Here is a 12,083-nt window from a genome sequence, read left to right as displayed (position 1 = left end):
GGCTATACATGCGCCAGAATTGCATTGATCTGGTCGGCCGGAAAGGAGGTAAGCATTGCGTCCCTGATTCCCGCGCGATCGACTTGACCGGCGCGGAACGCCTGAATCTGGCCTTGCAACTCCGCGATGTCATCTGCGTCGTAAAGTTCGGTTTTGCGGATGTGGCCCAGGCGATAATCCAGCATGTTAGCGAGGATGGCGGTGCTCACTGGCCGGTGCGCCGTGAATATCGCTCCGGCGAGGTAGTCAGGGATATGGGTGTCGGGGTCGACTAGCTTGGCGACCTGGATAGCGAACCACCCCTTGCCAGCGCTGGACGCCATGGTCAAAGCGCGTGTCCCGAACCGCTCAACATCGTTGGATTCCAGCTCCTCTTTCGCCAGCGCGATCGTCGCGACGTCGGTATAGATCTCGCCCAACACGCCGACGACCTTGGAAGCGTTGCCGGCCGCGACGAAGTCGACCTCGAACGTATGCGGGGCGAAGTGGACCGACATCCAGGGATTGTCGTTTGCGAATTCCTGCAGATCGGCTTGCCGGCGAAGACCGGCAGCGCGCGCGCCACGTGCCTTCTCCTTCGCCTTGGAGATAGCCGGCGCGTCGAGCGGATCAGGCGCGGCATCAAAAAACGTTGCGTCCAAGTCAGTGACGATTGCGCACCGCTTGCGGATACGGGAATCGTGGAATAGCACGGCGACATTCTTAAAGCCGGTGCTTCGAATATTGATCAAGCTGATGCCAAGCTCATCGAGACTGACACCTAAGACCTGCTTGACCAAAACGGGGACCAGAATTTCCTCGGCGTCACCCTCGACAAGCACGACGCTTTTGGCGAAGAGGAGATTGCTTCGAACGGCGTCCAGATAACGCTGGATCGAGCGCACTTGCCCTGCTTGCAGTCCCGTCGCGGGTTGGAAGACCTCGCAAGCTCCTCCCACGCGACCTAGAATGTTGACGTTCTCGACGTTGCTGACCTCGGAGATGTGGGTGGAATGCGTCGAGTAGATTACCTGTGTTTCCGGAAAATTCAGCCGGTCGAAGAGCGTCTTCTGGATATGGGTGTGGATGTGAGCCTCGGGCTCCTCGATCAGCAGAAAGTTTGCGAAGGCGTGCTTGGCAGTCTGATATTTGAACTCCAGCAGTTTCAGCGTCAGGTAGATCAGATTTGCGCCGCCCAGGCTGAGTTCGTGGATGGCGCCTTCGTAGCCGTCGTCAGATTCACCAACGAACAGTCGCAGGGACTGAAAGAGCCGATCGGCGTCCTCGGGCAGCGCTGAGCGGATCGAGAGCGTCGATGGCGAGTAGGTTTCTCCTGCGGCATCGGTGATTGTCTCGCGGATGTCGCTGCGAATGCTCTCGACCTCAGGAAGGTCGATGATCGCGGTGTTGAGGTTCTGAACAAGCGCGGTGATCGGCGCCATCGCCTCTGCCGAGATCTCCCCACTTTTACCACGCAGCAGCGTCAGGAGGGGATTGGTCCTGTTGTTCTGGAAGTCTGAGACGACGTCCCGCAGCGCCTGGACAAAGGTGAAAGAAACCTCCTTGGTGATCGACATGATCCCGGGGATGCGGCCTCCGATTTCCGGAGGTTCAAGCTCGTCGGGAAACCGCACCTCTGCAAAGTTGCCGACCAAGGTTTCATATACTGCCGGGTTAGTGAAGTCCGCTGTGCTCTTGCCTGTGAACACGGTCTCGTAGTCGTCGAGCGTGATTGCATGGAGGATTTCAGCTAGACCGTTCTGGTCACCTTCCTGGAGTTCGCCGAGCTTGGCGCGGACCGAGGCCTTGGGCCGGAAGATCAGGTTATAGGTAGCAGTGCCAATGGCACCCCCCTCAATGTTGCCAACGCCGTGAAGGAAAAGCGACTGGATCGCCTCGTCCTGCGAGACGTTCTGGAACTCCAGACTGATGATGATCCAGTGGCCACGCCATGAGCCGAGCGCACGGTGAAAATCGGTTTCGTCCAGCCGGTATGCCATCCGCAGAAGATTATCGTCGAGCAGCAAACGCATCGCGCGGAAAAGGTTGGTCTTCCCGGATCCGTTCTCCCCGATAATCGTGTTGATACCGCGGTTGAATCGGATGTCGGCCCGCGAAAAGTTGCGGTAGTTGACTATCTGGACCTTGGAAATGTGCATTGTTGTCCCGCCCCCCGCAGTCGCCTACGGCGTCTAGTCGCGCCTGTCAGTAAATCGGTTGTAGGCTGTTAGCCGGTGGACGCGGAGATCAACCTCTCGCTGATAAATTTCCGCCTTCAGGAAGGTCAGTTCGGGTTCGAACTTGTTGTCTTCAAGCTCGATGTACCAAGCTCGCGGGCTAGAATTCCCATCGGCATTCCAGCGATAGCCGCGCGCCTTCAGCACTTCCTTCATATTGAACGGTGAGTTCTCGGCCCATACTCGCCAACTTGGACGCCGAGCGTGTTCGAGCAGTTGGGCCAGAGCAAGGGCACCGGAAATGGGTAGTGGGGCAGCGAGGAGTTCGATCGCCGCCATGCAATCGTTCGTGGCGCGATGACGGTCGTAAAAGAAACCTGACGCTCCCGCGAGGTAGGCTAGCTTTGTTCCTTCATAGCCCTCAGCGGCCCAATCAATCTGGGTCATCGAGCAGGCCCAGGGCAACGCCAAGAAAGTGTCGCTAAATTTTTCCAGAAAGCGGCGATCAAACCCTGCATTGTGCGCAACGACCAGGGCGGAGTCTTTTGCGAATGCAGCGACCTCGGCGGGGTCGATCGACTTACCCGCCAGCATTTCATTGGTGATCCCGGTGAGGGCCGTGATCTCCGCTGGGACGGGGATGGCCGGTTCTCGAAATCCGTGAAAGGGCGGTTGGACCTCGAAGATTAGTCCATCGAGCCCATAAGTGAACGGCACCATAGCAAGTTCGATGATCTCGTCGCGCGCGGCATCAAGGCCGGTGGTCTCGACATCGACAAATAAGCCTCTTCGGGTCGGCGCCCCATCAGGCGGCTGGATCGCTTCTCGTGGTCTTAGCTTTCGCAGAACCTTGTATTCCCCACTCGCCTCAAGGGTGACCGCCATGGCGTGGAGTTCGGCCGGTGTTCGGTTGGGCTGCAAGGCGTCTATCGAGGTCATGACGCACTAGATATTCGCAAGGGGTTGATGGTTTTGATGCCTCCGAGATCCGTGTCGTCGCCGGTAACGACTACGCAGTCGTTCGCTTCCGCAACCGCAGCGATGATGGTGTCGAGCGCGCTTCTGGTTCGGCCCCTTGTCTTCCCGTCCGCCATCAGCCGCGCCCAGACGAGTCCGGCCTTTTCGTCGAACGGCAAGATACGGCCCGCGAACAACGCCTCCGGTCCCTCCGGCCCGCTGAACCATGCGTCAAGATGATTGTGCGAACTGCCGGCCGAGGTCTCCAAAACCCCTCTGCGGATTTCCGCCACCGTCAGTGCGGCAATGAAAAGGTTCTCGTCCTCCTGTTCGCTCATCCAGGCGAGCAGGGGCTGCGAGGGGACCCGTTTTGCGATGTTGCTGATGATGTTGGTATCGAGCAGGTAGCGCATCAAATCTGAACGTCACGTCCTTCCTCGCGGGGGCGGGTCAGATCGAGATCCGCGCCCACCAGAGGGGAGCGTCGGAGCGCAGCGAGGATACCACCCTTCTTGGGGGGCTCACCGGCAATGGTTTGACTGACCACTGCGCGGAGGCGCGAGGCATCTGGGCCGTCTTCTGCCAGGCGCCGCGCCAAAGATCGGATGAGATCGCGGTCCGCCTCGCGACCGAGCACCTCGAAACGCGCCAGGCCGCGCTCGCTAAGGCGAGATCGATAGTTCTGGATTGCGCGCTTTTGCGAGCTGCCCACGATATACTCCGGTGTATTTCCAGTAATATATCCGGAAAATAGAGTTTCGGCAAGGCGCGATAAGCGGTGCGAGGCTGGACTGCTACCCGATGGCATCGACTGTTTATGCGTGTTATCGTAGTCATGACGGTACTTTTTGACGCGCGTCGAGTAGACCACCGGGGCCCGCGAGGCGCAAAAATCGTCCGACTGATCCCGATAGTTGGCGAAACCTCAAAAATATTTTTTCAGCAATTTTCCCTTTAAAATCAAAAGCGTAACTTTTTGACGGCCTCAGGGTCGGCGTTTTCTCTTCACGAGAAAATATTTGCCAGTGTTTTCAATGGGTTATATTCCGTTTAAACAATCGAGTGGGAATGATTTAGGCCCATCCGGGCGCCGCATTTACGCCGTGTACGACGCAACCCAATGAAAACGCCGACAATCGGCAGCTATCGGAGGGTTTGGGTTTGGCGGCCCGGCTGACGGACGTAGCGTCACGGCCGAGCGCAAATGTGCGTCTCGAGGGCTTCAAGAACGTCGGTTGATCATAGTCTCCGTCCGGGTCGAGGATGCAGGACTGAAGACCCTTTTCGGCGGACTGCTCGTTGAGGATGGTCGCAAGATCCCGAATTGCCCGCAACTGGCCCAGGACCGGCGACGCCGCTTTGACTTATTGGCGACGGCTTTGCGTGAGGTCGGCGTCGTTGGCCGTGATCTGGCCCACCAGTTCGGCAACCCCTTCGCCGCGCTGGCCGGAAGTTACCCGGTCGGCTGTTTCTTTGAGGGATGGCAGTGCATTCGCCACCGCGACGCCGTAACCCGCGGCTCGCAGGAACGCATCGTCGTTCTCAGCATCGCCGATGGCCACGACGTTGTGCGGCGAAAGCTCAAGTTCCTCCAGCGCGGCCGCAAGCCCGGTTGCCTTGTTGACACCGCTTGGCAACACCATGACAGCGCCCTTGTTGAAGATGATCTCCAGTTCGAGACCCAGCCTGCGGATTTCATCCAGGACGATTGTCTCGTTGGGAACCAGTGTGGCGACGATGGAATCGCCGACATAGAGCGGAGCCACGCCACGCGACTTCAAGCGATCGACAAATTCTTGAGGCGGGGCGGGGGCCAACAGCCGCTTTACCTTCGTCCCCGGCGTGTAGAGCAGCCCTCCGTTCTCGGCGACGATCTTGTCGAATATGTCGTGCCCGGGGAATACCCTTGCCAGGTCAGGCAGTTCGCGCCCGGTTACGAGGATCAGCTTTCGGCCGGTTTTCTTGAAATCCTCCAATGCCTTGAAGGTAGCATCAGAGACCAGCCCATGCTCGGCAAGGGTCTCGTCATAGTCGGTTGCGAGGGCAAGCACATACATCATCGGTTCTCCGCTCCAGACTTCAATCTGCTTGGCGGACGATCGTTCCACCATTGAGTGGGAACGACGCGTACGCAGACATGCTTTGGCATGGCGGACGGGAACCATTGGGGGCTTGCGCGGTTCACCCTTGGGACGACTATCAGGAATGACGGAATGAAGATCGCGCACATCGCGCCGCTCTACGAAAGCGTGCCCCCACGGCTCTACGGCGGGACTGAGAGGATCATCGCGTATCTGGTCGACGGCCTGGTCGAGCGGGGGCATCAGGTGACGCTGTTTGCCAGCGCCGATGCTGAGACCCGGGCCGAGCTCTTTCCGGTTCGCCATCAGGCGCTCAGGCTCGACGCCAATCCGCTGACTTCACCGACAGCCGCCCATTTGTCGATGCTGCACCAGGTGAAACAGCATGCCGACGAATTCGACCTGCTTCATTTCCATCTCAGCCATTTTGTCCACTTCCCGTTTTTCGAGGATTTTCCCGAGCGAACGGTGACGACGCCACATGGCCGTCTCGATTACGCGGACCTTCCGGCTGCGTACGGCAGATGGCCGCAATTCCCGATGATCTCCATTTCCGACCGGCAGCGGCAGCCCCTGAAAGAAGCAAACTGGATCGCCACGGTCCAGCATGGCCTTCCGCTCGACCTCTATCGTCCGGTCGCTGGCGAGCCGATGGGCTATCTTGCCTTTCTCGGGCGGTTGTCGCGCGACAAAAGGCCGGACCGGGCCATTGAAATTGCCCGCCGCAGCGGTTTGAAGCTGAAGATCGCGGCAAAGATCGGGGACGACGATCGCCCCTATTTCCATGAAACGATCGAGCCGATGATCGATGGCGAGCAGGTCGAGTACATTGGAGAGATTGGAGAGGACGGCAAGGCCGAGTTTCTCGGCAATGCCGCGGCACTGCTGTTTCCAATCGATTGGCCGGAGCCATTCGGCCTGGTCGTCATCGAAGCCATGGCCTTCGGCACACCGGTGATCGCCTGGGACAATGGCGCGATGTCCGAAATCGTCGACGAAGGCGTGACAGGCCACATCGTGCGGTCGATCGAAGAGGCCGTCGCGGCCGTTGGGCGCTTGCCCGAACTCGATCGAAGAACCGTTCGCCAGACCTTCGAAGCCAGGTTCTCGGCCGATCGCATGGTTCGTGAGTACGAGGCGGCCTATGTCCAACTCATGGAGGCGTTGCCGCGCTGAAGCCCGGGGCGTCTCGAACCGGTCCAAGACAAGGAGGGAGCAGGCATTTGGCCAAGCTCGACGAACGTCATCTCGATCCAGCTGTTGCCCTGGCAATGCTCGGCGACGCGGCACCACGCAATCCTCATCGCCAGTTTGCGTTGAAACACAGCGATTGCTTCATCGTTACCGATGACTACGGCGACATACGGGGACGGGCGGATGGGCTTTTCCGGGACGATACCCGCGTGCTTTCGCTGTTCCGGCTATTGATCGGCGACACGGAGCCATCGCTGCTCGGCGCCTCCCTCAGCCAGGACAACATCGTTTTCACCGCAAACCTGACCAACTTGCCGCTGACGCCTGACAAGGGCGCACCAACGCCACAGGGGGTCATCCATATCGAGAGGTCGCGACTGCTGTGGGACGACCGGATGTATGAGCGCATCCGCCTGTCCAACTATAGCGCCCACGATGTCGAGCTTCCCCTTTCAGTACGCTTCGAAGCGGATTTTCGCGATATGTTCGAGGTCCGAGGTTCGACCCGCACCAAACGGGGCAAGGCCTTCGACATCGAACTCGGGACCGACCATGTCCAAATGCGCTATGAGGGGTTGGACGAGGTCGTACGGCAATCAACGATTTCGTTCTCCGATCGGCCATTTGCCCTGACCCCCGATCGCGCCGATTTCCGGTTGAATCTGCTGCGCCGTGACAGCCTGTCCCTGTTCATTGAGGTCGGGGTCGATCACCTGGGGACTCCGAGCCGCGAGCGCCATCGGGCAGCTGCCGCCAAGGCGCGCTGGCGAATGCGGGGCAAGCGGCGTCATGGTGCCAACGTTCACAGTTCCGGCCGTGTATTCAATGATTGGCTGTCGCGCGCCCGTGCGGATATCGCGCTGCTGACCACCGATCTTCCGACGGGGCCTTATCCCTATGCCGGCATTCCCTGGTTCTCTACCGCGTTCGGGCGTGACGGGGTGATCTCGGCTTTGCAAATGCTGTGGTTAAATCCTGGGCTTGCCCGCGGCGTCCTTTCGTTTCTCGCACAGCATCAGGCGACCGAGACGTCGATGTTCAGCGACTCACAGCCCGGCAAGATCATGCATGAGACCCGCAAGGGCGAAATGGCTGTGCTGCGCGAGCTGCCTTTCGGCAGGTATTACGGTGGGGTCGATACCACGCCGCTCTACATCTATCTTGCGACCGCATATGCGAAGCGCACGGGCGATCTCTCCTTCATCGACCTGCTATGGCCTTCGCTGAACGCCGCCGCGGCCTGGATGGAAAACGCAAGCCAGCAAGACCCGTACGGGTTCGTGAGTTATGCGCGCGCGGCCGAGACCGGCCTCGCCAATCAGGGCTGGAAAGACAGCTTCGATGCCGTCTTTCACGCCGATGGCCGTATTCCGAAGGGACCAATCGCGCTGGTGGAAGTCCAGGGCTATGCATATGCGGCGTATGGGGGATTGGCCGAGCTTGCTGCCTTGAAGGGTGAAGACGCGAAAGCTGCACACTGGCAAGCCTGTGCCGAAGCCATGCGCATCTCCGTCGAACGCCATTTCTGGATGGAAGATCGAAATTTCTACGCCCTCGCCATCGACGGTGAGGGAAAGCCCTGCCAGGTGCGGGCATCGAACGCCGGTCATCTCCTCTATGTCGGCCTGCCGTCGCCCGAGCGGGCGCAATTGATGACCGACCAGTTGCTGAGTGCTGCCTTTCATACGGGCTGGGGGGTCAGGACGCTGCCGGATGATGAGTTGCCGTTCAATCCGATGTCCTATCACAACGGCTCGATCTGGCCGCACGACACCGCCATCTGCGCGGCAGGCCTGGCACGCTACGGCGCCCGAGACAGCGTCGTTCGTCTGATGAGCGGTACGTTCGAGGCCGCCGTTCACTTCAACATGCGCCTGCCGGAATTGTTCTGCGGCTTTACCCGGTCGCCCAGCGAGGCTCCGGTGGCATATCCCGTCGCCTGTCTGCCGCAGGCGTGGTCATCCGGATCGGTGTTTATGCTGATGCAAGCCAGCCTGGGCCTCGAGATCGACGGGTTCGCTGCCGAGATTCACGTAACGCGTCCGCGCCTGCCCATCGGCATCGACCAGGTCTCGATCCGCCGCCTGAGCGTGGGCAACGTGGCGGTGGATCTCCATTTCCAGAGGGTCGGAGATCGGGTCGTGGCCTATCTCGACCCGCGCCATGAGGGACTGGCGCCGCTGATCGTGCGTTCCTGATCGCGTCGATTTTCGGAACCCATTCACCGCGAGGGAGTTCGAACAATCAGGGCCGCAATAACTCGCGACCCGTGAAAGCAGGCAATCCCCCTTATGACCGCTGAGAACTTCTCTTCTGAACTGGACATCGGCCTCTGGGCCGTGGTGGCTCTGAGCCTCTTGTTGTCGATCGCCGCAGCCTGCCTTGCGGCAGCGGCCATGCGCCGAGGGCTTCTTTCCAGCAATCCGCCTGTTCCCGAACAGCTCGGATATTCCACGGAAATGCCCAAGCAGATCCTTCCGGAATTTGAGCAGAACAACCGGGTTGCCGACAGTCCGCTGGCCAGTTGGACGCCCGAAGCGATGCGGCTTGTCATCGACAAGGAGCTTCCCGACGCTCAAATCATTCTCGTCTCCAATCGCGAGCCCTACATCCACAATCTCAGGGACGGCAAGATAGACCTCGTCGTGCCGGCGAGCGGGCTGGTTTCGGCCCTGGAGCCCGTGATGCGCGCCTGCGCAGGGACCTGGATTGCTCACGGCGGCGGTACGGCCGATCGCATGGTGGTGGATGACGATAACCGAATTCGGGTGCCGCCTGACAAGCCTGCCTACACGCTGAGCCGGGTGTGGCTCAGTGAGGAGGAACAGCAGGGCTATTACCTGGGGTTCGCCAATGACGGCCTTTGGCCGCTTTGTCACATCGTCTTCACGCGGCCGGTTTTCCGGGATTCGGACTGGGAGCAGTACAAGGCGGTCAATCAGAAGTTTGCCGACCGCGTGTGCGAAGAAGCGCGACGGCCCGACCCGATTGTGCTGATCCAGGATTACCATTTGGCGCTGCTGCCGCGCATGGTGCGGCAGCGGTTGCCGGACGCCACGATCATAATGTTCTGGCATATTCCATGGCCGAACTCGGAAGTGTTCAGCATCTGTCCATGGAAGGAGGAGATTCTGGACGGGTTGCTGGGCAGCTCGATCGTCGGTTTTCATATTCAGTTCCATTGCAACAACTTCATTGAAAGCATCGATCGATTTCTGGAAAGCCGGATTGAACGAGAGCACTCCGCGATAACGTTCGGTGGACAAACCACGCTGGTTCACCCGTACCCGATCTCCATCGATTGGCCGCCATCGGTGCTGGAGTCCCAGCCTCCTGTTGCCGCATGCCGCGCCAAGATATTCGAGACCCTGGGCTTGCCCGAAGACATGCGGCTGTTGGTGGGGGTCGAGCGCATGGATTACACCAAGGGCATCATCGACCGCTTCCTGGCATTGGAACAACTGTTTGAACGGCATCCCGAATGGATAGGCAAGCTGGTGTTCCTGCAGATCGCCGCGCCGAGCCGGGGAACGCTCCCGGCATATGGTCAACTGCATCGCGAGTGCCTGGATTTCGTCGAGGACTTCAACCGCCGGTTTGGCAATGAGGGCTATTCACCCATCGTCCTGATGGACGAGCACCACAATCAGGGCGACATCTATACCGTCTATCGCGCCGCCGATGTCTGCGTGGTGAGCAGCCTGCACGACGGCATGAACCTTGTTGCCAAGGAGTTCGTGGCAGCGCGCGATGATGAACAGGGCGTGCTTATCCTCAGCACATTTGCTGGCGCGTCCCGGGAACTGCTCGATGCGCTGATCGTCAACCCCTACGATCCAACCGCCATGGGCGAGACGATCTACCGCGCCGTCTCCATGCCGGAGCAGGAGCAGGCGGCGCGCATGATGCGCATGCGCGAAGTTGTAAGCTCCAACAATGTCTATCGATGGGCGGGCACCATTCTCCAGGACGCCGCGCGTATTCGAAAGCGCAGCAGGGTGGTGGACCCGGTCCCGGACACCAAGCCGGAAAGACCGCTCGCCCGCACGATGGCTCAGATGTTCGGCCGTCGCAGGCACCCGACCATGCACCGTACCGGATGAGGCGGGTGGAGGTTTGGCAGGCGTTTCCTCAAGCCCTGCGCGTCTGCGCTATGTCAACGACGAGGAGCCCGGTATCTCGCGGCGCCCGGCCGGCAAGGGCTTCTCATATCGCTGCGCTGACGGACGGACTGCGGGTCGGGCCGATCTGGAGCGAATTCGCGGCCTGGCCATCCCTCCTGCGTGGACTGACGTTTGGATCTGTGCCGATGCATTGGGCCATATCCAGGCAACCGGTCGGGACCAGCGCGGACGCAAGCAGTACCGCTACCATCCGCGCTGGACTGAGCGCCGCGATGAGGCAAAGTTCTCGAGGCTCGGCGATTTTGCCCGGACACTTCCCCGGCTGAGGCGCAAAGTGAATGCGGACCTGGGCAAACGAAAGCTGTCGCGGGAAAAGGTTGTCGCCGCCATCGTCTGGCTCCTGGACAACACCATGATCCGGGTCGGGAGTCCTCAATATGCTCGGGAAAATGGCAGTTTCGGCCTGACCACCTTGCGCGGCCGTCATGTCGACGTCAGCGGATCGACCCTGCGCTTTGCCTTCAAAGGCAAATCCGGCAAGCAATGGCGGTTGCAACTCGTTGACCGCCGGATGGCCGGGCTGGTCCGACGAATACAGGAATTGCCCGGGCAGCACCTGTTCCAATACATCGATGACAACGGCGAACGATCACGCGTGACCTCCGACGACGTGAACGACTACATCCGCGCTGCGTGCGGCCCGGATTTCAGTTCCAAGGATTTCAGGACCTGGGGTGGAACGGTGCGTGCGCTGGCGCTGTTCGGCGATCTCGAGCTTCCTGACGGCCTGCCAGCCAGGCAACGCCTGTGCAATCAGGTCATCGATGAAGTCGCAAGCAGGCTCGGCAATACCCGCACGGTTTGCCGGAAAGGGTATATTCATCCCGCAATTCTAGAGCGGTGGTCGGACGGGGAGCTTTGGACGCGACTTCACGGGTCTCGAAGAACGCGCAGTACGTGGCTCGATGTCGATGAAGCCAGAACGCTCGCCTGGCTTTCGGCCTTTTAGCTCCCCTGCGATTGCTCGCTTCGATCTCTCTCCCATCGCAGCCAACGGGTGCCGCCGTCACGCCACCCGCTCGATGTCGCGGCGCAGCACGATCAGCGTCGTTAGGTCCTGCACGCTCTGGTGCGTGGCGATGATGTCGCGCAGCGTGTTCAGCCTGTCGATCGACGGCACCTCGACCTCGACGATCAGGTCGAGTTGGCCGGTAATCGACGACACCCGCCGCACTTCAGAATAGCGCGCCAGCTGGTCGAGCACGCCCATCGAAGGTGTGCTGACCAGCGTCACCAGCAGGAAGGCCGAGACCAGGTTGGTGTCCATCTGGCCGATATCGGCGCGATAGCCGCGGATGACGCCGCTTTTCTCCAGCGCCGCAACCCGTTCGCTGGTCGCACTTCGCGACAGGCCGATGCGCCCCGCCAGCGTCTTGAGCGGGATGCGCGCTTCCTTCGACAGGATGCCCAGAATGTCCCTGTCCTTGGCGTCGAGTTCCTTCATCGTCTGGTTCCGATCTGCGCCGTTAAAGTGCCGGTCAATGCAGTCATTGTGCCGGTATAACCGACGA

10 protein-coding genes are annotated in these 12,083 nt (G+C 60.1%); 4 read left to right on the top strand and 6 right to left on the bottom strand.

Translation table 11 applies throughout. The features are described from left to right. Positions 1 to 2: 2 nt before the first annotated feature. From CO731_RS23355 to CO731_RS23335, 5 genes are all read right to left on the bottom strand, one after another. Entirely contained in the window at positions 3 to 2,138 is a 2,136-nt protein-coding gene (locus CO731_RS23355) for an AAA family ATPase (RefSeq protein WP_108609035.1), read from the bottom strand. Between the two features lie 33 nt (positions 2,139 to 2,171). Continuing rightward, on the bottom strand, positions 2,172 to 3,095 hold the full coding sequence (locus CO731_RS23350; RefSeq protein WP_199914509.1) for a 3'-5' exonuclease: 924 nt from the start codon (positions 3,093 to 3,095) through the stop codon (positions 2,172 to 2,174). After that, positions 3,092 to 3,526, bottom strand: coding sequence for a PIN domain-containing protein (locus tag CO731_RS23345; protein WP_108609034.1), 435 nt, complete (start codon positions 3,524 to 3,526; stop codon positions 3,092 to 3,094). The genes CO731_RS23350 and CO731_RS23345 overlap by 4 nt, the downstream gene beginning before the upstream one ends. Next, positions 3,526 to 3,825 carry a hypothetical protein gene (locus tag CO731_RS23340; protein ID WP_108609033.1) on the bottom strand — a complete coding sequence of 100 codons (300 nt, stop codon included), beginning with the start codon at positions 3,823 to 3,825 and terminating at the stop codon, positions 3,526 to 3,528. The genes CO731_RS23345 and CO731_RS23340 overlap by 1 nt, the downstream gene beginning before the upstream one ends. A 652-nt stretch (positions 3,826 to 4,477) precedes the next feature. Then, entirely contained in the window at positions 4,478 to 5,278 is an 801-nt protein-coding gene (locus CO731_RS23335) for an HAD-IIB family hydrolase (RefSeq protein ID WP_245439496.1), read from the bottom strand. A gap of 48 nt (positions 5,279 to 5,326) precedes the next feature. Here CO731_RS23335 and CO731_RS23330 point away from each other — a divergent pair, with 48 nt between their 5' ends. The 4 genes from CO731_RS23330 to CO731_RS23315 all read left to right on the top strand — a co-directional run bounded on the left by CO731_RS23330 (position 5,327) and on the right by CO731_RS23315 (position 11,521). Continuing rightward, positions 5,327 to 6,370: a glycosyltransferase family 4 protein gene (locus tag CO731_RS23330; RefSeq protein WP_108609032.1), complete on the top strand. Its 1,044-nt coding sequence runs from the start codon at positions 5,327 to 5,329 to the stop codon at positions 6,368 to 6,370. A gap of 47 nt (positions 6,371 to 6,417) precedes the next feature. Beyond that, positions 6,418 to 8,586, top strand: a complete 2,169-nt coding sequence (locus CO731_RS23325; protein ID WP_108609031.1) for an amylo-alpha-1,6-glucosidase — start codon at positions 6,418 to 6,420, stop codon at positions 8,584 to 8,586. Positions 8,587 to 8,679: 93 nt separating this feature from the next. Next, a complete protein-coding gene (locus CO731_RS23320; protein WP_108609030.1) occupies positions 8,680 to 10,491 on the top strand; it encodes a trehalose-6-phosphate synthase in 1,812 nt (603 codons plus the stop codon). A 13-nt stretch (positions 10,492 to 10,504) separates the two neighbouring features. After that, positions 10,505 to 11,521: a DNA topoisomerase IB gene (locus tag CO731_RS23315; RefSeq protein ID WP_199914657.1), complete on the top strand. Its 1,017-nt coding sequence runs from the start codon at positions 10,505 to 10,507 to the stop codon at positions 11,519 to 11,521. Between the two features lie 57 nt (positions 11,522 to 11,578). Here CO731_RS23315 and CO731_RS23310 read toward each other — a convergent pair whose 3' ends face one another. After that, positions 11,579 to 12,016 (bottom strand): Lrp/AsnC family transcriptional regulator, encoded by a 438-nt coding sequence (locus CO731_RS23310; RefSeq protein WP_108609028.1) that lies wholly within the window; start codon positions 12,014 to 12,016, stop codon positions 11,579 to 11,581. Positions 12,017 to 12,083: the final 67 nt, after the last annotated feature.

This window comes from Aminobacter sp. MSH1 (assembly GCF_003071665.1).
Lineage (GTDB): Bacteria > Pseudomonadota > Alphaproteobacteria > Rhizobiales > Rhizobiaceae > Aminobacter > Aminobacter niigataensis.
The sequence above is the reverse complement of the archived record's forward strand: the minus strand, read 5'-3'. Positions and strand labels throughout refer to the sequence as shown.